Source organism: Microcoleus sp. Pol12B5, from assembly GCF_036701335.1.
In the GTDB taxonomy this organism is placed as follows: domain Bacteria; phylum Cyanobacteriota; class Cyanobacteriia; order Cyanobacteriales; family Microcoleaceae; genus Microcoleus.
This window is the reverse complement of the sequence record NZ_JAUBQQ010000033.1, coordinates 17703-40104: the sequence shown is the minus strand read 5'-3', so window position 1 is coordinate 40104 and position 22402 is coordinate 17703. Positions and strand designations below refer to the sequence as shown.

The 22402-nt window shown below is 47.3% G+C and carries 14 protein-coding genes; 8 read left to right on the top strand and 6 right to left on the bottom strand.

What is annotated here, in order from left to right; all coding sequences use genetic code 11:
* Window positions 1–285: 285 nt before the first annotated feature.
* The 3 genes from ftsH4 to QUA24_RS15800 form a co-directional block, all read right to left on the bottom strand.
* Window positions 286–2160 (bottom strand): ATP-dependent zinc metalloprotease FtsH4, encoded by a 1875-nt coding sequence (gene ftsH4 / locus QUA24_RS15810; RefSeq protein WP_333230692.1) that lies wholly within the window; start codon window positions 2158–2160, stop codon window positions 286–288.
* A 226-nt stretch (window positions 2161–2386) separates the two neighbouring features.
* A complete protein-coding gene (locus QUA24_RS15805; RefSeq protein WP_445242619.1) occupies window positions 2387–2893 on the bottom strand; it encodes a TspO/MBR family protein in 507 nt (168 codons plus the stop codon).
* 79 nt (window positions 2894–2972) lie between these two features.
* Window positions 2973–3818: a M48 family metalloprotease gene (locus QUA24_RS15800; protein WP_333230691.1), complete on the bottom strand. Its 846-nt coding sequence runs from the start codon at window positions 3816–3818 to the stop codon at window positions 2973–2975.
* Window positions 3819–4067: 249 nt separating this feature from the next.
* On the opposite strand from QUA24_RS15800, the gene QUA24_RS15795 reads away from it, so the two are divergent.
* Window positions 4068–5432, top strand: coding sequence for an ATP-binding protein (locus tag QUA24_RS15795; RefSeq protein WP_333230690.1), 1365 nt, complete (start codon window positions 4068–4070; stop codon window positions 5430–5432).
* A 190-nt stretch (window positions 5433–5622) separates the two neighbouring features.
* Window positions 5623–6189, top strand: a complete 567-nt coding sequence (locus QUA24_RS15790) for a hypothetical protein (RefSeq protein WP_333216359.1) — start codon at window positions 5623–5625, stop codon at window positions 6187–6189.
* A gap of 349 nt (window positions 6190–6538) precedes the next feature.
* On the opposite strand, the gene QUA24_RS15785 is transcribed toward QUA24_RS15790, so the two are convergent.
* Both QUA24_RS15785 and QUA24_RS15780 read right to left on the bottom strand, forming a co-directional pair.
* Window positions 6539–7735, bottom strand: a complete 1197-nt coding sequence (locus tag QUA24_RS15785; RefSeq protein ID WP_333230689.1) for a GNAT family N-acetyltransferase — start codon at window positions 7733–7735, stop codon at window positions 6539–6541.
* Window positions 7736–7934: 199 nt separating this feature from the next.
* Complete coding sequence (locus QUA24_RS15780) at window positions 7935–8759, bottom strand: dihydrofolate reductase family protein (protein WP_333230688.1); 825 nt, start codon at window positions 8757–8759, stop codon at window positions 7935–7937.
* A 287-nt stretch (window positions 8760–9046) separates the two neighbouring features.
* Here QUA24_RS15780 and QUA24_RS15775 point away from each other — a divergent pair, with 287 nt between their 5' ends.
* From QUA24_RS15775 to QUA24_RS15750, 6 genes are all read left to right on the top strand, one after another.
* Complete coding sequence (locus QUA24_RS15775; protein WP_333083044.1) at window positions 9047–9421, top strand: photosystem I reaction center subunit IV; 375 nt, start codon at window positions 9047–9049, stop codon at window positions 9419–9421.
* Window positions 9422–9423: 2 nt separating this feature from the next.
* Window positions 9424–10386, top strand: coding sequence for a DNA-formamidopyrimidine glycosylase (locus QUA24_RS15770; protein ID WP_333230687.1), 963 nt, complete (start codon window positions 9424–9426; stop codon window positions 10384–10386).
* Window positions 10387–10574: 188 nt separating this feature from the next.
* Window positions 10575–10790: an NAD(P)H-quinone oxidoreductase subunit O gene (locus QUA24_RS15765; RefSeq protein WP_333083047.1), complete on the top strand. Its 216-nt coding sequence runs from the start codon at window positions 10575–10577 to the stop codon at window positions 10788–10790.
* Window positions 10791–10906: 116 nt separating this feature from the next.
* Window positions 10907–11860 (top strand): malate dehydrogenase, encoded by a 954-nt coding sequence (gene mdh, locus QUA24_RS15760; RefSeq protein ID WP_333230686.1) that lies wholly within the window; start codon window positions 10907–10909, stop codon window positions 11858–11860.
* Between the two features lie 24 nt (window positions 11861–11884).
* Window positions 11885–12055: a hypothetical protein gene (locus QUA24_RS15755; RefSeq protein ID WP_333230685.1), complete on the top strand. Its 171-nt coding sequence runs from the start codon at window positions 11885–11887 to the stop codon at window positions 12053–12055.
* 1012 nt (window positions 12056–13067) lie between these two features.
* Window positions 13068–17627, top strand: a complete 4560-nt coding sequence (locus QUA24_RS15750) for a PAS domain S-box protein (RefSeq protein ID WP_333230684.1) — start codon at window positions 13068–13070, stop codon at window positions 17625–17627.
* Between the two features lie 541 nt (window positions 17628–18168).
* Here QUA24_RS15750 and QUA24_RS15745 read toward each other — a convergent pair.
* Complete coding sequence (locus QUA24_RS15745; RefSeq protein ID WP_333230683.1) at window positions 18169–22299, bottom strand: EAL domain-containing protein; 4131 nt, start codon at window positions 22297–22299, stop codon at window positions 18169–18171.
* Between the last annotated feature and the right edge of the window lie 103 nt (window positions 22300–22402).

Here is a 22402-nt window from a genome sequence, read left to right as displayed (position 1 = left end):
GAAAATGCAGCAACAATATTTATAAACCCGGTTGTTTGAACCAGCCGGGTTTCTGTTTGTTTATAATGCTCGCTGTGGTACGAGGGAAAAAGTAATAAGAAGAAATTTGAGTATCAGGGAGAGTACCCTGTGATTGCTCTCCCTTCATACGATTACTTGCGATCGCACAAACGCGGGTTTGTCCGTTTGCCGTTGTCTGTTTCAGTCGGCTTATCGTGGAGTGTGATCGCAAAACGCAGATGATTTGGAATCATCTGCGTTCATCTGCGGTTTAATTAAACGCTATTAAACTGAAGCCGCAACCTTATCTAAAGGCCGCACTTGACGGAGGAATTCGCGAAGTGCATCACCTTCCACCACCTCAGTTTCCAACAGTTTCTGCGTAATTGTTTCCAACAATTCCCGATTGGCTTTCAGAATATCCAAAGCTTGCTGATGTGCAGTTTCGACAATTTCCTTCACTTCTTGGTCGATCGCCTCAGCAGTCTGAGCACTTACCGCACGGCGGGCATTTCCCATACCGTCATTGAGGAACATTGCTTGTTGACCTCGATCGTAAGCTAGAGGCCCCAAAACCTTACTCATCCCGTAAGTTGTCACCATCCGTTCAGCTAAATCAGTCGCCCTTTGCAAGTCGTTGGAAGCGCCAGTAGTAATGCTACCAAACACCACTTCCTCAGCCGATCGCCCTCCAAGCAGTGTAGCAATCTGACCGCGCAATTCCGATTCATCCAACAAGAAACGGTCTTCTGTCGGTACTTGCAACGTGTAACCCAATGCTGCCATACCGCGCGGGACGATCGATATTTTGGCCACTTCGCCGCCGCCGGTCAGTGCAGCACCAACCATCGCGTGTCCGACTTCGTGGTAAGCCACAATCTTTTTCTCTTTTTCATTGAGCACCCGGCTTTTCTTTTCCAAACCAGCTACAACGCGCTCAAACGCCTCAAAAAAGTCTTCCTGCGCCACAGTTAGTCGCTTGTTACGAGCGGCTAACAAAGCAGCTTCATTGACCAAATTTGCCAAATCTGCGCCCGAAAAACCGGGGGTACGAGTGGCGACGGCCTTCAAGTCAATATCCGGGCCCAACTTCACTTTTTGAGAGTGAATGTTCAAAATTGCTTCGCGGCCGGATAAGTCGGGGCGATCGACTAAAACTTGGCGATCGAAACGACCAGGGCGCAACAAAGCAGCATCCAAGCTTTCCGGGCGGTTAGTTGCAGCCAGCACAATTACCGTAGTATTGCCCGCCGCAAAACCGTCCATTTCAGTTAATAATTGATTGAGAGTTTGTTCGCGTTCATCATTCCCACCGAAGCTAGCGTTACTGCTACGAGATTTGCCGATCGCGTCCAATTCATCAATGAAAATAATACAAGGAGCCTGTTTCTTAGCCTGCTCAAATAAATCTCTAACTCTTGCAGAACCAACACCTACAAACAGTTCCACAAACTCCGAACCAGAGATGCTAAAAAACGGCACGCCAGCTTCACCAGCTACTGCTTTTGCTAACAGCGTTTTGCCAGTTCCCGGAGGCCCGACTAACAGCACCCCTTTCGGAATTCTCGCACCAATTGCCGTAAATCTGTCAGGAGTTTTCAGGAATTCAACAACTTCGACTAATTCAGTTTTAGCCTCTTCTACTCCAGCCACATCAGCAAAAGTAATTTTCGCCGATTCGCCTTCTACATAGACCTTAGCTTTGCTTTTGCCCAGCGAGAGCGCGCCCTGTGGCCCGCCACCCTGCCTGTTCATGAAAAATTGAAAAATCGCCACAAAAATCAGCGGCGGAACTACCCAGCTTAAAACACTGCCGATCCAGCCATTTTTGGAAGGAGGAGTTGCCGCAAATTCAACGCCTTTTTCTTGTAAAAGTTTAGGTAATTCCAGGTCAAAAATCGGCGTAGTTGACAGCACTTGACCGGGTTTGTCGCCTTCACCTTTGAGTTGGTAGCGAATTTCATTTTGACCTACCGAAGCTCGGACTACATCTTGTTCTTGTACTTGATGGACGAACAAGCTGTAAGGTACTTGCGGAATTTGAGGGCCGAACAAATTCGGTAAAAAGATGTTTGCCAGCAAAAACAAACTTGAGAGCAATAACAAAATATTGCTAATTTGGCGAAAACGAGGTGGTTGGGGCTGGTCTTTAATGGCCATTGATAACTGTCATCCTTTGATTTAAAGCAGTTTTATTCATCTATTTTCTCATCAAATACCCACACACTGTTAAGCGGATTTCCTCACTTTATCGGGTGGGTTAACCCGCTAGCACCGCTGTGCCATTATTAACAATGTTTTTTTTAACGAACCGCGAAGACGCTAAGGACACGAAGGAAGAGAAGAGCTTTCTAGTATGTAGGGTGCGCCGAAGAACAGGGAATATTTATGCAGCTTCCGGGTTTAACTGAATCATTTCCCAAGTGGTATAAGTGCCGATCGCACCCCAAATCGCGTAAGGCAAAAGTAACAAAGCGGCGGTTTGAGAAATCGGCAAAACAGCCAACGTCAGCACAACTCCCAAAATCTCGCCAGCCCCTCCCAAAATCGTCCCTACTTTGAGACTTTTGGCTCTGAGAGTAGCAGGAATATAAGCAACTGTGACAATTTCTAAAATCAAGTACAAAGCCATCAGCAGCCAAGTTTTGAGACTACCGGGTTCCTGTTCCCACACGAAAGTAGCGCTGCCGGCCCCGCAAGCAAAAATCACCGTCCAAATTAACGGAATAGCAGGCTCAAAAAACATCCAATTCGGTCTTTGAAGTTTGACTGCCCAGTTAATATCGCGCAGTTTAAAAAACAGAGTACCGAAGGCGACTAAGAAAGTCACGCCGCCGATAATCATCCAAGATTCAATCATGGTTTTCAACTTTCCAATTGCTCGATCGCTCATTAAGTCGATCGTGCCAACTCCAAGCCGAACTTAGATCCGCCTTTAGTAATAACTTTTGTAAAGCCCGATGCAATTATCGCTAACCGCCCGACACATTCTTAGCAAACTCATCGCGTCCAGACCTCAAATTAGCTGGAACGCCGTTAGGGTAATTTTGCGCGATTAATGCTTGCAACTTTTGAACTCGGTTTTCAGGATTCGGGTGAGAACTCAAAAACTCCGGCGGCGCTTCGCCCTTCCTAGCGGCACCTAGGATTTGCATCACCTCAACAATACCTCTAGGATCGTAACCCGCCTCCGTCATAAACCGAAAACCAAGCCGATCGCTCTCAAGTTCATCCGATCTACCGTACCGCAAACCGACCACTTGATTGACAGCTTGAGCAATTAATGCTGCCTGCTGCCCGCCCCCGCGATCGTCGCTAGTAGCCACCCCAACCGCCGTTACCAAAGCCCTACCCAACTGCTGTTTGGCCAAGTGTTCCGCAGCGTGTCGGCCCACCACGTGACCGGCCTCGTGCCCCAGTACAGCAGCCAACTGAGCCTCGGAATTCAGACGCCGCAGCAGCCCCGCAGTAATGAAGACTTGTCCCCCCGGTAAAGCAAAAGCATTGACAGTTTCGGCGTCTCGCAGCAGGTGGAATTCAAACGGATAACCCGCTTGTTTAGCGGCCGAACCGTTGACAACTCGTTCTCCTACTCGATCGACATACTGTTGAATACTCTGGTTGGGATAAAGCCCCCCGTGCTGGGCGGCCATTTTATCTCGCGCCTGCAATCCCAAAACTATCTCTTGGCGGGGAGAAAGCTGCACCCGCTGTCTCTCTCCTGTTACCGGATTTTGTACGTCGTTTGTAAAATAGGTAATTGCCCCAAAAAATGCCATTAATAGCCCGATCGCGGCTCGAAATAAAAATTTATTCACAGGCTTTATACCTAAAAAGTTTCGCGAGTAGATTACCAGGCTGACAGCTAACTCGACATCTGTCTGAAGTATTAATAATGGAATATTGTTATAGTTTTTTTGGATCATTGGCTAAGAAGGCTTTTTTTAAACGAACCGCGTAAGCGCTAGGACACGAAGGAAGAGAAGAAGAGAAGAAGGTTATAGTTATTAAATCAGTTAAATCTGTTGAATAGATTACACAATCAGTTGCCGAACTTCCTTCGCAATATGTTCCAAGCTACTCGCCGCCGCCTCGCTATTTGGTACACAGCCGTTACTGCTGTATTGTTACTTGTATTCGCCACTGGTTTCTATTTCTACGTCCGCAATACTTTGATCGATCGCATTGATGACACTCTCAATCATGTTGTAGAAGTAATAGAGCGAACTCTCGTTATCGAGCCACCAACTTTCCCTAATACCACAGATAAAGATAAATTGCAAGTTAATATTCAAGCGAGTTTTAGAGATAGCACCGATGCAGTAGAAGACGACCACATAGATTTAGAATGGTTCAGTCCTACGGGCGAATTGCTGTGGTCTACTTTATCGGAACCGCTGAATATTCCCATTCACGCTAACCGTACTGGCGAAACAGTTTGGATAATTAATAATAAGTTACAGTCAGATCAGAACTATTCCCTCAGACAAGTAACGCAGCGAGTACAAAGTGGCCGCCAAGTTCTGGGATATTTGCGAGTCAGCCATCCTTGGTTTGAAGTGACAAAACCCATCCGCCAATTAATTCTTGATTTGATTTTGGGCGCGAGTTTAACTCTAATTTGCGTTGCAGCTATTGGCTGGCTGCTGTCGGGATTGGCTATGAAACCTGTGCGGGAGTCTTACGGGCGTCTCAAACAGTTTACTGCTGATGCTTCTCACGAACTCAGAAATCCGATCGCCACTATTCAAACTAACGTCCAAGTAGCTTTGGCGGAAGCAGATATCGAACCGCAGCAACATCAACAGCTACAAGTTATCGAACGCCTCACCCGCCGCTTGGGGCGCTTGGTTGACGATTTGTTATTTTTAGCCAGACAAGATAGCGGCATCGTGCAGCAGCAGTGGATTGAGGTTCCTCTCGATGCTTTGCTGATGGAGGTAATTGAAGAACAACAGGCGATCGCCACCACCCAAAATCTCTCTCTTTCTTTGGAAATTGTCGATCTGCCCAACGGTGACGACAACTTTACACTGTTGGGAGACTGGGATCAACTAGCCCGACTTTTTACCAATATCGTCAGCAACGCCGTGCAGTACACGCCCTCTGGAGGTCAAATTCAAGTAGAATTGGATGTGGCAGCTAAAAACAAAAGAAATTCGCCGATGTTAAATCCAGCGCTGCAAATAAAAGTAACAGACACCGGCATCGGAATTTCCACAGAAGCCCTGCCGCATTTATTCGATCGATTCTACCGCGCAGATCCCGCCCGCACCCACCGCAGCGCCGCCGGTTCCGGTTTAGGATTAGCCATCGCCAAAGCAATTGTCGAAAATCACCGTGGCCAAATCCGCATAGACAGCCAAGTCGATCGAGGTACAGCCGTTACCGTCACCCTCCCCGCCCACAAATCAGAACAATTCCGCCTTTAAAACTTCCCTTCTTCCTCTCTTCCTCTCTTCCTCTGCGCCCTCTGCGCCCTCTGCGGTTTAAAAAAAATCTACCCCTCAAACCCTTATTCTTCCTACCTCGCGCCCAAACCCAGCTATTAAAATTCATTTACGCCATAGATTAACATAAACGTTGTTGGAAAACCTCGATCGAACTTGTGAGGAGTTATTTATGTTTCGCCACAATCTACCGTTTAAAAAAATCAGCTTGCTAGCAGCCACCTGCGGAGGTTTACTCGTTAGTCTCGCAACACTTTCCCAAGCCGGCGGCCCCCCGCCCCAACAAGGAAAACCCGTTTCCCAACCCGCAGAGACTCCCGCAGCCACTGAAGAACCCGTCAGCGAACCAACTCCGGCTGCAAGTCCGGGCCTCAGCGGGATGCCCTCTACACCAACAGACGCGCCTCCCCGCTTCCCCCTGCCCAGTGCGCGAGTTACGCCTGCTGAAGGCGGGATAGTAATTAAACTGGTGAATACCACCAATGCTGTCATCAATTATCAAATCGTAGGCGTTACCCAGCCGCGCACTCTGGGCGAACAATCGGAAATTTTGCTTCAAACCCTCCCAGTACCAATCACCCTCACTTACCAGCGCCCAGACGGCGGATTGGTGCTGGTTCGCCCCCAAGCAACCGCGATGCCGGGAATGTTGCAAGTCAGTTTCGGCGCGACAACTGAGGTAGCCGCTGATACAAAATCTCTGGAAATTCAGGAAGATGGGAGAGTATTTGTAAATTAGGTTAATTGGTTGACGGTTGACGGTTGACGGTTGACGGTTGACGGTTGACGGTTGACTGTTACCATTCGTGTCAACTTAAGACTAAAATCCCTAATAAATATCGTTTATAGTTGAGTTTCGACCCCCCCTAACCCCCCTTATTAAGGGGGAGACAATAGTATTCTTACGTCTCCTCTAACTCGTATTTATAAAGGGGAAAGAACATTCAATTTCCCCCTTTATAAGGGGAATTTAGGGGGATAGAAACTTCGATACAAACGAGAGATTATACACAGGGTTTTAGTATTATGTTGACACCGATGGTCTGTTACTAATTCCCAATTTCCAATTCCAAATTCCCAGTCAACTGTCACTCGCCGAGTAACAAAGGAGGTAACTTAGTAAAAGGTAAATCCTCGTTGACAGCATCAATTTCTTCCTGTTCTCTTTCGTTGATTTGACCGATATAAGACTTGAGAATTTGCGCCAGACGGTTGTTATAAAATCGGTGCAAACTATAATTGGGCGTAGCTGGAAAGCCGCGCCGTTTTTTGTGCCGCCCGCCCGCACCGGGATCGAAGCTTTGGATGCCCCGATCGATCGCCCATTCGATCGGCGTATAGTAACAAGCATCGAAGTGCAAGCAGTCTATTTCCTGTAAACTGCCCCAATAACGCCCGTACAGCCGATCGCCCTTATACAAACAAAAAGACATACCCATCGGCTGTCTGTCATCTTCCTTGTCGTAGGCGGCTACAAATAAAACTCGATCGCGATAATTGTGGTGCAACTGTTCAAAAAATCGCTTAGTCAAATACTTGCTTCCCCACCAACCAAATTTGTCGCAAGTATTCTCATAAAAAGCATACATTTGAGCAAACATGGCTTGGGGAATTTCATCGCCAGTCAGCGTTTTTACCAACAAACCAGCTTGGTCAACTGCTTTGCGTTCGCGTTTGATATTGCGGCGCTGGTTAGCATTAAATGCGCCTAAATAATTGTCAAAATTTTGATAGCCTTGATTTTGCCAAATATAACTGTGGTGCAGCCAAGCGCTGAAACCGTGGCGTTCCATTCTTTCGCGCCATTCGGGATCGACGTAAAGGAAATTGCAACCGGAGATATTGTGCCGATCACAAAAATGGTCGATCGCGCTTACCATTACTCCAGTTAATTCGTCTTCATCTTCTCCCTCGGCAATCAAAAACCGATAGCCTTCAGCCGGAGTAAACGGCGTCATTCCCATCAATTTGGGATAATATTGAACACCCAAACGTTGAGCTAAATCGGCCCACTGATTATCGAATACAAATTCGCCGTAACTGTGACTTTTGACATAAAGTGGCGCGCAAGCAATCAACTGTTTGTCTCGCCAGACTGTTAAGTGATGCGGTAACCAACCGGTTTTACCTGTCGCACTGCCCGATACTTCGAGATTGTTAAGCCAATCCCATTCGAGAAAAGGAGTTTTTAGTGGCATCGCCAAGGCATCCCACGACGCTTGCGGGATTTCGCCTATTTTGCTAATCCAGGCTACAGAATATTCAGGTTTTGGCTGTTTCAGCATAGGGAGATTTGAGCGTAGAGCGATCGAACTTCATTTAAGTTAATATAATTTCCCTTCTTCGACACTTGTTACCAGGCAGAGCCTGGTAACGCAGATCCAGAGGCTCTGCCTCGATTTTCCTTGGGCTGGCGAGGCAGAGCCTCGCTTACATGGGTTCCCAAGCAGAGCCGGGGAACCAGTTAAACCAGTTAATCCGGGACTATCGATCAACCCGATAATGCAAAAATACCTCTTGTCCCACCTGTTTAACCGCCAAAAGCTCCAATTTCGGCGCTAAATCCGCCAAAAAACCCTCTCCCTCCACTGGTGTCGGTGCATCCGCCCCGCCCAAAATTAACGGGCACACCGTCAGCCAAAGTTCGTCTACCAAGCCTGCAGCTAGCACAGACGCTACGAGTTTCCCCCCGCCCAGAATCGCCAAACGTTTGATATCGAAGTTTGCTAGCTGTTGAAACGCATCAATCCAATCAATCTCTCCACCTACGGTTTTTGCATAGATAATTCGATCGAATTGAGATGTTGCACCATTCTCAATAAGCCTTTTATGAACAGGCAAGATGCCTGTTCCACAAGAAAATTCATCTCTTGTGGAACGGGCATCTTGCCCGTTCTTGAGAATGGTGTCAGATGTGCGATCGAACTTACTGTCTTTTGTCGGGTACGGAGACGGCAATGCCGTTTCCCTACTGTCTTGCCCCGTCAGCAGCCACCGAGGCACCGGTTGCTGGAAAAATCGCAAGTTTGGGTCAAATTGGGACGATCGCGAACATACAATTTGCACCGGTTGTGGGGGCTTACCTTGGAGTTCCCTCTGTTTGACCAATTCCGGCGAAATCACTCTCATCGTCGTCCCATAAGCCTGTAACGTGCCGTTGCCGAACAAAACCGCGTCACTTTCTGCTACTTGCTGTTCGAGGTGGGCTTTGTCATTGGCAGAACCAAATCTCGCGGGCGATCGTACTGCATCTGCAATTTTACCGTCCGCACTAATCGCGAGTATTACTGTGGCGTGAAGTTCAGTCATGACTTATCAGAATTTCCCAGAACATTTAACTGTAGCAATTCACAACTATTTGTAAAGTTTGTTTTCAACTCGCTCCCACGGGTTTTATTTGACGGATAATGTCTGTTTATTTATTTTGCAACCCCAGCGATCGCCCTAGCAAAGTATTTACTTTTCTTTACAAACAGCAGATCAAAAAACGGCGCGACAGGTAAAAATTTCCTTGCAGACTTCAAATGCGTCGCGCGATCGACTAGAGTAAAAAAAATGGCTTTATCCGTTTATTCATCGCAAAGGAAACAAAGCTCATGGTTCAACGCGGTTCTACAGTTCGGATTCTCCGCAAAGAATCCTACTGGTATCAAGAAGTGGGCACCGTTGCTACGGTAGACCAAAGCGGCATTAAATACCCAGTTATCGTTCGCTTTGACAAAGTAAATTATGCCGGCGTCAACACCAACAACTTCGCCCAAAGCGAATTAGTGGAAGTAGCAGCCCCCAAAGCGAAAGCAAAATCAACCGCAGCTCCAGGCGGCAAGCAAACCACGATCGAGGAAAAAACCCGGAAAACCGGCAGCGGAGGAGCCCCCCAGCAGCCGAAAACTTCAACCGACAGCAAACCCGGTGCCGAAGTTCCGGGCAGCGTCGAAGGTTCGCCAAATCAAGGAACAGAACAACGCTAATTGTGCCAGAACTGCCAGAAGTTGAAACTATTTGCCGAGGTTTGAATCAAGCAACCCTCGATCAAGAAATGTTGGGCGGCGACGTGTTGTTAAACAGCACGATCGCCCGCTCAATCTCTGCGACCGATTTTTTGACGAAACTCAAAGGAAAGTCGATCGCCCGCTGGTACAGACGCGGCAAATATCTACTGGCAGAACTATCTCAATTCCCAGAAGGAGAAAGGGAAAGGGGGAGAGAGGGAGAGGGGGAGAGGGGGAGAGTCGGAGAATTTCTTGCCCAAACTCCAAACTCTTCCCGAACGCCTTCTTTCTCCCCCTCCCTTTTGCCTTCAAAAGCCGGCTGGTTGGGCGTTCACCTGCGGATGACGGGACAACTGCTGTGGGTGAACAGATCCGAACCCCTGCAAAAACACGCGCGAGTGCGGCTGTTTTTTGAAGGAAACCAAGAACTGCGGTTTGTAGACCAGCGGACCTTCGGGCAAATGTGGTACGTGCCCGCAGAAACCGAGGTTTCGAGCACTGTCATCGGTCTGAAACTCTTAGGCCCCGAACCGTTCTCAGAGGAATTTACAACAGAATATTTGGCCCGCAAGCTGCACAGGCGGGCGCGACCCATCAAAACAGCTTTGCTAGACCAGGCACTGATAGCTGGTTTGGGCAATATTTACGCAGACGAAACTTTGTTCTTGTCGGGAGTGATGCCCACAACTCTGTGCGCGGATTTGACCGCAGAGCAAATTGGGCGCATCCATACAGCTATTATTCAAGTTTTACAGAAGGCGATCGCATCCGGTGGCACTACTTTTAGTAATTTTCTCAACGTCCAAGGTGTCAACGGCAACTACGGCGGCGTCGCTTGGGTGTACAACCGCGCCGGCAAACCCTGCCGCACTTGCTCGGCAACCATCGAACGTATAAAATTAGCAGGGCGATCGACTCATTTTTGCCCCATTTGTCAGACATAGGAAGCAGTCAATGAATTTTAGGCTTTAGATTTTAGACTTTAGATGTACTCCACGAATCGCACTCTTTTATTCCTTAGTCAGCTTGGAGTGGACTTCGTTTGTTTAGTAGCGATTTCAATCGCCGAGTGACTTTCCAGCCAAATCTAGATTAAAATTTGTATAGTTTTTTAAACTAAACAAAGCAAGTTATGGCAATCAAGAAAGGCAGTATAGTTCGCGCTGTACGCGAAAAATTGGAAAACAGTCTAGAAGCCCAAGCCAGCGACCAGCGCTTTTCCTCCTATATATTTGAAACAAAGGGCGAAGTGATGGATGTTCGCGGCGACTATGCCTTCGTCAAATTTGGCAAAGTTCCCACCCCGAATATTTGGCTGCGGGTAGACCAACTCGAAGATTTTCAGTAAGTCACCAAAACTAAACATCACTGTTCTTAATGTAGCGAAGGGTGCACACCGCGCACCTTTCCCCAATTAAGTTGATTGCTAAAATCTAAAATCTAAAATTTAAAATCTAAAACCCAATGAATTCTCCATCAAACCGCGTATCAATTATTGGTGCAGGCAAAGTCGGCAGTACGTTAGCCCAGCGAATTGCTGAGAAAAATCTGGCAGATGTAGTATTGCTAGATATTGTGGAGGGTTGGCCGCAGGGCGTTGCTTTGGATTTGATGGAAGCTAGGGGAGTGGAACGCCACGATCGCCAAATTGTCGGTACTAATGATTATACTGATACGGCAAACTCAAATATCATAGTAATTGCCGCCGGAGTGCCCCGCAAACCCGGTATTAATCGGGAAGATTTAATAAAAATCAATGCTCGAATTGTCACTGAAGCCACAAAACAGACGATCGAGCATTCTCCCGAAGCAATCTTAATCACAGTCACAAATCCCCTAGATATCATGACTTATTTAGCTTGGGAAGCAGCGGATGTTCCCAAACACCGAGTCATGGGGATGGGGGGAGTTCTCGACTCCGCCCGCTTTCAAACTTTTATTGCCATGGAATTGGGCGTTTCAAATGCTCAAGTCAATGCAACTGTCATCGGTTCTCATGGCGATTTGATGGTTCCTTTACCCCGCTATTCCACTGTCAACGGTATTCCGATCAATCAACTTATGGATGCTGGGGCGATCGATCGACTCGTACAGCGGACTCGCCACGGCGGCGCAGAAATTGTAGAATTGATGAAAACTGGTAGTGCTTATTTTGCACCCGCATCTTCTGTCTGTTTGATGGTAGAATCTATTTTATTTAATCAGTCGCGACTTTTGCCTTGCTGCGTTTATTTGCACGGCGAATACGGTGTGCAAGATATATTTTTAGGAGTGCCCTGCCGCTTGGGAACTCAGGGAGTCGAACAATTAGTGGAACTCGAACTCAGCGATACTGAAAGAGCATCCTTTATCGAGTCTGGCAAATTGGTTGCCCAAAATATTGAGGAAGCGAAGGCAATACTGAAAACTTCTTCTTAAGCTGTCGAGTATTTAAATTATATATTGTCTGTTCCCCGTTTCCCGTTTCCTGTTCCTTTTCACCAAATTCTCACACCCTATTTAAATGCACAACAGCTTAAGCTTGTAGCAATTCGTCGATCGCTGCAGCCGATCGCTCGTCGCTTCAATATAATAATTTATACTGAGTATGACAGTGCGATCGCTATTTCGTAAGTTGGCTTCGAGGATTTAAACCTCGCTTTGATAAATATTTTAATCATGCTTGTTATGCTGTATTTCACAAGCAGAAAATTGGTAGCAAAGAACCGATAAATAAACCCAACATTGTAATATCAAAAATGTATTAATAGAGCAAAAGATCGCAAAAGCAATTAATTTTTTTCGCGGCAATGGCATCGAAATTTCTCTAAAAATTTAAGCAATAATCTTCCATGTTTTCTTTACTAAACCAACCAGCAGTTGGTTTTGGGTTATCTCTCATTCGCGATAGTATAGCCTTTCTCAGTAACATGAGGTGCACGCTTGATAAGCGGGCATAGGGCATAGGCCTCCGTCGGCATAGGGTATACCTCACCAAGATTGAGAACTGCTATATGCCAGAACCACACGGTTGCACTTTAGAGGTAGAAAGCGAAATGCGAGTTTATACGAAATTTATTCTTTTGGGGGTAATAATAAAAAGGTGACAATCGCAACCGAAGGCGAGCCAAAAAAATGTCAAAATTAGTCAGAGACACTGGGAGCATCTCATATTTGTAAAAACACTTCTTCTTACTTCTTCCTTCTTCCTCTTTCCCCGCAGCAAGAGAGCCTCAAAACTCCAATTTCTACCTTGCCTGCTTTCATTGAGATGCTCCCGATACGCTCCTCCCGATCGCGCAATGGAACCGGGTTTCTTGTTTCCACTTTCGGAGTTTCCCTGAGTTAATTACGTTAATAAACGGGGTTTATGTGTAAGTTTTGTTAGCATTATTATCAATAATCGACAATTAATCAAGTAGCAAATTATGCCACCTTTTCAGTAAATATACGGGAGCTAAGATAGTCTATTGACCTCTAAATCTCGAAAAAATACGGAAATTCAGTGTGAGTAACTGCTAAGTGCTAGCTGAAGGAGGAGAATAGGTTCTTTGCCTTTTTGAGTTACCAGGCTCAACTTGCAGAGCGCTATTGAGATGCCATCAACCTCGATACCAAAACGCAAAATAACTAAATAAAAAGCATTATGTTTCATGAATACCTGTATCACGAAGTCTGCAACCTGCGCGAGAAACTAGCTCACCTAGAAAGAGAAACGCAGTCTCAAACCTGGTTCAAAAAGCTGCAAGCGCTGATGGGAGTTATTAGCAAAATTCGTGAATCCCTAGACTTAGAAACAATATTCAAAATCACAGCCACCGAAGTTCGGCAACTCCTAAATGCCGATCGAGTCGCCGTCTACCGCTTCTTTCCCGAATCCGAATTGAACGAGGGCGAAGTAGTTTCCGAAGACGTACTGCCCCAATACAGCCCATCTTTGGGAACCAGAGTCCGCGACTACTGCTTCGGCGAACAATTTGCAGCCAAATACACCAAAGGATACGTTCAAGCAGTCACGGACATCTACAAAGCCCGGTTGAGCCCTTGTCACCTCAAAATCCTCAAGCGGTTTCAAATCCGAGCCAACTTAGTCGTACCCCTACTGCAAGGGCAAAACCTGTGGGGATTGCTGTGTATTCACCAGTGCGGCAATCCCCGCGATTGGCAAGAAGACGAAATCGAATTTGCCAGACAAGTAGGCGACCATTTAGCAGTTGCCATCTACCAAGCCGAACTACACTTGCAAACCCAGAGGCAAATAGCAGAAATCGAATCCGCGCAGCAGAAACTCCGCGACAGCGAGCAAAAATATCACCAAATTCTCGATTCGATCGCCGATATGGTATTAGTCAAAGGCCCCAAATCCAAAATTGTTTGGGCAAATCAAGCATTCCGCGACTATTACGGCATGACTCAAGAGGAACTTCAAGACATCGTAGACGCACCTTTCGCCGATACCGACAACACTCTCCAGTACATCAAAGATGACGCCTTCGTATTTGAAAGCGGACAGACTCTGCAAATTTCCGAAGAACCGGTGACGCGCTACGACGGAGAAGTGCGGCTGTTCAGCACCGTCAAAACACCGATCCGCAACGCAGACGGCCAAATCGTCATGACTGTCGGCGTCTCCCGCGATATGACGGAACGCAAAAAAGCAGAAGAAGCCGTCAAAGCCAGCGAAAGCAAATACCGCAGCCTGGTAGAAACCTCCCAAGACATGATTTGGTCGGTCGATGCCATCGGGCGCTACACCTTCGTCAACCCAGCAGTTAAGTACATCTACGGTTACGAACCAGAAGAAATGATCAGTCGGCCGTTCTCCGACTTTGTGACACCAGAACAAAGCCAGAAAGATTTAGAAGTTTTCGCCCGCCTGTTTACCGGAGAATCACTTTTCCAGTACGAAACCACCCAAATCGCCAAAGACGGCAGCATGAAACATTTAATGTTTAACGCCCTTGCCCTCTACGACGAAACCGGAAACTTCTTAGGCACCACCGGTACAGCCACCGACATTACCGATCGCAAGCGAGCAGAAGCAGCCTTACAACACGCCAACGCAGAACTAGAGCGCAGAGTAGAAGCACGCACGGCAGAACTGCGCCAGACTTTTGCCGCCCTCACGGCCAGCGAAACCAAGTTTCGGACGATCGCAGCCACCATGCCCGGAGCTCTGTTCCAATTTTGTAACCGTGACGGAGTTTGGGGCATTGACTACATGAGCGATCACATCGAACATCTCATCGGCGTCACAGCAGCAGAAATGATGCGAGACATGAATACATTCATTTCCCGCGTCCACCCCGAAGACTTGGAAAGCTACATCGCCTCCGTCTGCGAAGCCGTAGAAAACCTCTCCCTATGGCACTACGAAGGGCGGTTAGTCAAGCCCGACGGCGAGATTCGCTGGTGGCAGGGCGACTCCATGCCCACCCGCAGCGAGAACGGCGAAATCGTATTTTGTGGCGTATTGTTCGACATTACCGATCGCAAAGTTGCCGAAACCGCCATCCGCCAAAGCCAGCGGCAGCTACAAGAAGCCCAGAGACTCGCCCACGTCGGCAATTGGGAACTCGACGCAGCCACCGAAACCCTCACTTGGTCGGAAGAACTTTTTCGCATCTTCGGACTCGAACCGGCCCCCATCGCGCCCAACCTAGCCGAACAGGTCGCTCTGATTCATCCAGAAGATTTGGAATTGTGGCAAACTCAAGTGCAGCGGGGACTCGCAACAGGGATCCCTTTTGATTTTGACTTTCGCCTTTACCGTCCCGACGGCATCTTGCGACACGTGAACGCCGTGGGCAAAGCCGAAACCGATGCCAGTGGCAAGGTGGTAAAACTGTTCGGTACGGCGATCGACATTACCGATCGCAAAGCCGCCGAAGCAGCACTGCGGCAAGCAGCAGTCGAGTTAGAAGACAGAGTGAGCGAGCGCACGGCCGAACTTTCCCAAGCAGTCACCCAATTAGAACAAGAAATGGGCGATCGAAAAGAAGCAGAAGCAGCCCTACAAGTTTCCGAACAAAACCTGCGAACCATATTTAACAATGTCTACGATGCTATCTTCATTCATGATTTAGAAGGAAATATTCTCGATGTCAATAATCGAATGTTAGAAATGTACGGAGTGAGCCAGGAACAAGCAACAAAATTATCACTTAAAAACGACTATTCAAGCGCCGACAATCCCATTGAACAAATGGGAGAACTTTGGGAAAGAGTATTAGCAGGCGAAACAGGTCGCGTGGAATGGAAAGTGAGGCGCCCCAACGACGGTTCAACTTTTGATGCAGAAATTGCCCTGTCCAGAATTCATCTCAACGGCAATCTCAGCATCATTGCTAACGTCCGAGATATTAGCGATCGCAAACAGGCAGAAGCAGAACTGCAACACGCTCAACAGTTTATGGAGTCAGTGCTCAAAACCATACCCGTCGCAGTATTTGGCAAAGAAGCAAAAGAGTTGCGATTTGTACTCTGGAACCCAGTCGCCGAAGAGGTAATGGGTTTCCCCGCTGCTGAAGTTATGGGCAAAAATGATTACGACTTTTTCCCTAGAGAACAAGCCGACTTGTTCACAACCAAAGACCGGGAAGTGCTCGCCAGCGGGCAAATTTTAGACATTCCCGAAGAACTGATTCAAACAAGAGAAGGCGAGAATCGCATATTTCATACCAAGAAAACCGCAATTCTCGATCGAGAAGGCAATCCCCAATATTTATTAGCAGTTACCGAAGACATTACTGATCGCAAGCAGGGAGAAATTGCTTTGAAGCGATCGGAAGCCCGACTCAGACAGCAGGCCGATCGAGAAAAATTGCTCAACAGTCTCACCGCTCAAATTCGCAATTCCCTCGATTTCGACAGCATCATTGCTGTCGCCGTCCAAGAAATTCGCGCTTTCCTGCAGATCGATCGCTGCAATTTTGCCTGGTATCGTGGCGACGGGGAGGATGCTTTCTGGGAAATTATTAAAGAATCTCGCCTCCCCGAACTTCCCGATTTAATAGGTTGCTATCAAGCTTCCGAGTTAGGTTCTATGGGAGAAAAACTCTTGCATATGGAAATGCTGCTGGTGGATGATGTCGAAACAGTGGCAGATCATGTTTGGAGAAAATCTCTTAACTCTCTGGGCTACCGATCTGTGTTGGCAATTCCGATACAGGCACTTTCGGGAGTAGTGAGCGTTGTTACCTGCGCCCACTCCGCTGCTGTGCGACCCTGGAGTGAGGGCGAAGTAGAATTATTGCAAGCAGTTACAGTTCAATTGGCGATCGCTCTCAACCAAGCCGATCTTTACGCCCAAACTCGCAATAAAGCTCTCGAATTAGAACAAACATTGCAGAAATTAACCAGCACTCAATCGCAGTTAATTCAAAATGAAAAAATGTCAAGTCTCGGTCAACTTGTGGCAGGAGTCGCCCACGAAATTAACAACCCAGTTAACTTTATTTACGGCAATCTCACCCACGCCAAAGACTATACTCAAGACTTGCTACACCTGATCGAACTTTACCAAAACCACTATCCCGAACCAGTCCCGGAAATTCAAGAAGAAGTAGACAATATTGAACTAGACTTTCTAATGAAAGACTTGCCAAAGTTGCTTTCTTCCATGAAAGTCGGTGCAGACAGAATCCAACAAATTGTTGCTTCTCTCCGCACATTTTCCCGCATGGACGAAGCGGAAATGAAAGCAGTCAACATCCACGACGGCATAGATAGCACCCTGATGATTTTGCAGCATCGGCTCAAAGCTAAACACAATCATCCAGAAATTGAGGTGATTAAAGAATACGCTGAACTGCCCTTAGTAGAATGTTATGCCGGACAGTTAAATCAAGTATTTATGAACATCTTGAGCAATGCTTTGGATGCTTTGGAAGAACGGGATCTGCGCCGTTCTGCTGAGGAAATGCGGGAACAGCCCAGCCACATCCGCATCCGCACTGAAATATCGCCAGCGGGCAAGGTAATCATTCGGATTGCTGACAACGGGCCGGGAATACCGGAGACTGTCGGCACTCGGCTTTTTGACCCGTTTTTTACCACTAAACCTGTGGGTAAAGGCACTGGGATGGGCTTGTCCATTAGCTATCAAATTGTTACAGACAGACACAACGGGTCACTGAAATGCACTTCTTCGCCGGGACAGGGTACTGAATTGGCGATCGAGATTCCCCTCAAAGCTAATTGTTAATAGGGAATTGGTAAGTTGTAATTGGCAATTGGCAATTGCGAAAGCGTTACTGTGCCTCAGTTGTGTAATTTTAAACCAGATAAAATCCGGTAGCATAGTCGGGCGTAAAATCTACTCAATACTCAACAATCACGGATGCTACAAGCGGAATTGAACTCACTCATCTGCGTTAATCTGTGTTAATCTGTCCTCATCTGCGGTTTAAAAAAGAGAATGTATTAACCGCCGATGACAAGGGATTAACGCGGATTCACGCAGATGAAGAATTCCGATCCTAACAGATTTGATATCATTTCCGGTTACACTCCTTATGATGTTGACTGTTGACGGTTGACTGTTGACTCCGTGAACAGTCAACCGTCAACAGTCAACAGTGAACTCGAATTTACTATTCCGAGGCTAACGGATTTGATATGATATCATCACCTAAAATCTAATTTTGATGCACCATTTATTCCCTGGTGCATCAGTTTTGAGATTAGGAGTTTGTAGCAAAAATGTCTTAACGGGGTGAGGCACCCTTTACCAATCTGTACCTCAATCAGTCCATAATTGCTATATTACCCAGACTTATCAAGATTTCTGTCACGGCAGAACTTTCCAAAGGTTTAGAAAACCAATATCCCTGAGCTAATTCGCAGTCTAGTTCTCGAAGTTGTGCTAACTGTTCGGCTGTCTCTACACCTTCGGCGATCGCATTTAATCCCAAATTGTGAGCCAAAGTTACGATCGCCCGCACAATCTGCAAAGGCTGACCCCCGTGGTCACCGTTTTCGACAGCCCCCAAGCGGCTCACAAAAGATCGATCAATCTTCAGTGTATCCAGCGGAAAACGGTGCAAGTAACTTAAAGACGAATAGCCAGTACCGAAATCGTCGATCGACAATCGAATATTTCTACTTTTTAATTGGGATAGCACAATATTGGCTTTCTTGACATTTTCCACGATCGCACTTTCAGTAATCTCCAATTTTAAACAGCTCGGATCGCAGCCAGTTTCTGCTAAAATTTCATCCATTTCCTCGATTAAATTCGGCATACCTAACTGTTTAGGAGAGAGATTGACGCTCATTGTTAATTGCGAAGGAGCAATAATTGGTAATTTAAAATTCGGAATTGGTACCTGGGCAGTTGTACTGAACGTAGCCGAAGAGTTGGTAATTGGGAATTGGGAATTGGTAATAGATGAGTGGAAATCGCTAATCGGGAATTGGTAACTCGGAATTGGTAATTTTTTACTGATTCTTTCTTCCCTGTGACCAATACTGGGGGTACGCTCAGTAAAAGTTCCGTGTTCCTCATGCCCTGTATCTGTTACATCACTTAACTCCCCTACATTGCCCGTTGCCATCTTCCCTGTTGTTACCCTGAGCGAAATCGAAGCGCCTTCTCCCTTCTTGTTACCCTTAACGACTTGCCCTGAGTGCAGCCGAAGCGAGTCGAAGGTCATTGTTCCAACTTCCATTGGACTTCTTCCCTGTTGCTCGGTTAACATTTCTTGCCAAATCCGCAATTGCTGACAAGCTTCCCGCAACACCCAGGCTCCCAGAGGTACGATCAAACCTGTTTCTTCAGCTACAGGGATAAAAGTAGACGGCGGAACTAGACCCCGAACCGGGTGGTGCCAGCGCACCAAGGCCTCAAAACCTTCGAGCGCACCGCTGGCGATCGAAACAATCGGTTGGTAGTGCACAATAAAGTGCGAACATTGGTCCTTGCTCTCTCCTAATTCCTCCTTGCCCAAAATAGCCAACCGCAGGTCAGTTTCTAACTGCAACAGCGACATAGTTTGGTCGTGCATTGCCAAATTAAACACTTCGTGGCGGGCCTTACCCAAAGCTTTAGCGCGGTACATAGCGATGTCAGCATCGCGTAGGAATTCTTCCGGGTGAGTGTACGAATTTAATTCGCCACTGGCGGTGGCTTCGCCTCGACTGAAAACAATGCCAATGCTAGCGGTGGTAAATACTTCGTGCCCTTCGAGATGAAACGGCTTCGTCAGTTCTTTTTGTATCTTTTTAGCTGCGAGGGTGGCGTCGCTGAGGCTCTGAATGTGGTCTAGCAGGATGGTGAATTCGTCTCCTCCCAGCCGGGCGACGGTATCAGAAACCCGGACGCAGGTTTGCAGTCGCTCCGCAAGGGCGATTAGCAATTTGTCGCCTAAAACGTGTCCTAAAGAATCATTAACTACTTTGAAGCGGTCTAAATCTAGGAAAAGTAAACCAAATTTGTAATCGGCGGACTGATTGGCTCGGCGGATGGCTTGTCCTAGCCTGTCGATGAACAAAACCCGGTTGGGTAAACCCGTCAGCGCATCGTGAAAAGCGCCGTGCAGTAGTTGCCGTTCTACTCTTTTGCGCTCGGTGACATCTCGGATAATAATCTGGCCGGCGGTGGAGCCTTGATAAGTAGCGGGGATGCCGGCCATTTCAACGTCTATTATTTGTCCATCGAGCCGCATCAGTTTTTGTTCGGCAAGCTCAATCGGCTGATTCTCTGTCTCGACTAGCCGAATGCGCTCTGTGGCTATTTCCACATAGTTTGGATGAATGAAATGCAGTACTGGAAAGCCGATAAGCGCTTCGGGAGAACTCGCACCAAGGAGTTTCGCGCCTGCAGCATTGATGTAGGCGATTTTCCCTTGACTGTGAACGGCGATCGCTTCGGGAGATAGTTCTACTAAACGGCGATAGCGTTCTTCACTTTCTTTGAGAGATACTATCAACTCGCATCGCTCTTTTTCAGCCTGCTGGCGTTCGACTTCCATTTTGTGAACCGCCAGAATTTTGCCAATACTTTGAGCCATCAATTCTATAATTTCTATTTCCTCATACTTGAACTTTCTTTTTTTTATTTCTGGCGAACTAAAACTTAAAGTTCCGTAGGTTTTATTGTTAACAAATATCGGCGTTCCGATGTAAGATTCTGATTTGCAGCTTAGATAAGCTGGATGTTCGCGCATCTCTACGTCTGCTCCTATATGAGAATACGCAACTGTTTTGTTGAGCTTAATGACTGCGGCGCAGTAAGTATTGCTGAGGTTCAATTCTAAGCCTCGTACGAAGTATCCTAAATCTGTTTTCGCTGCCTGGACAATAAAAGTTTCGCTCTCAACTTCAGCCATGATCCCTATAGAAAGTCCGAACATCAAACAGCCTGCTGTTAGATAATCGTCAACCCGTTCTTCAAAGTTTTGATAATGATAAGTTGTAATCCGGTGCAAGTGTTTGAGATTAGCGCTAAAAGCTGCTAAAGCTTGAGAATTTAAAAATAATTCTTCTTCCGAGCGCTGGCGGTCGGTAATGTCTGTTTGCACTCCAATAAAGTGGGTTAAGTGTCGCCGCGAGTTGTAAACTGGAGCGATCGACAGTTCGTGCCAAAAAGGGGTGCCGTCTTTCCGAAAGTTGCGTAATATAACTTGAGATTCTCTGCCTTCTTCAATCGCAATTCGCAATTCTTTGGCAGCGGGGGTGTGAGTGTCTGCGCCCTGCAAAAATCTGCAATTTTTGCCCATTAACTCGTCTCTGCTATAACCCGTAATCCGCTCAAAACTGGGATTGACATAAATAATCGGATTATCTGCAACGGTCGCGTCGGTGATTGCAATGCCGTTGCTGCAACTTTCGATCGCCCGTTCCATCATTTGTAAGCGCTCTTGCGATCGAATCCGCTCGATCGCCGCAGCTAACACGTTAGCGATCGCTTCTACAAAATAAACGTCATCTTGACTGAAAACCCGCTCTTGGCTGGTATGAACCCCCAAAATGCCCCAGGCCTGCGAGGAGGAACTGCTGGCTGGTTCTGCTTGTCCCCAATTGCTCCCCAGCCCCCGATTGCCGGGAATGATGACAGTAAGGCCACTGACAGCCCGGTGGTTGTGCAGCAGCGGCAACTCGCTAAAGCGCGTTTCCACCCGCAAATCTTCGACGATAGTCGGTTCGCCCACTAGCAATGTGTAACCTGCTTGCGATCGGGCAGAAGCCGCAACAGTAGCGCTGCCGACGAGGCCCGGCTGCCAGCCAACCCCCGCTCGCAGCATAAAAGCATGACCAGAGGGCAAAAGTTCTAACAACTGGCAATAATCAACGTCCAAAGTTTGAGCAATTAAAACCGCAGCTTTGTCCATCAGTGCGGACAAATCTGTTTCGGCCAGGGCCTGCTGACCCAAGTAAGCGACGGCCGCTTGCTGGCGGGCTCGCGAGTGGATTGACGTGAGCAATTCCTGCTCCTTGGCGGCCACTCGCTTCCGATCCGTAATGTCGGTGAACGCCGACAGAACAGCTTTCCCCGACACCAATGTCAGATACCGCATCGATACACTCGCCCAAAACAGCGTGCCGTCAGCTTTTTTAAGCCGGACTTCTGTCTCGCGGACGTGTCCGTTGCGGGCGAGCCGCAACAGCAATTCCTGGCGCTCTGCAGGTTTGTGGTAGAGCATTTCAGCTTTGTGGCGGTCGATCGACTTAAATCCTGTGAACCCGAAAGCCTGACGACATAAATCGTTACTATAAAGAATTGTGCCATCCGCCAGACTGCTGACGATCAGGGGTATGGGCATCGAGTTGGCGATCGTCAGCAGTAATTCTTTGGTTCCTTGCACCTCTTTGTACAAGTCTGGCTTGGAAGTCCAGCCGTGACAGTCTTCAGAGTTTTCAGGGATAAAACTTTCCATTTTTTAATCGATCCATTAGCAAGACAACTTTTTTAAACTGGTGGTAAATGACGATTTCAGACGCAAAGCATTGGTAACAACTGAAGACTTAATTTCATTTGTC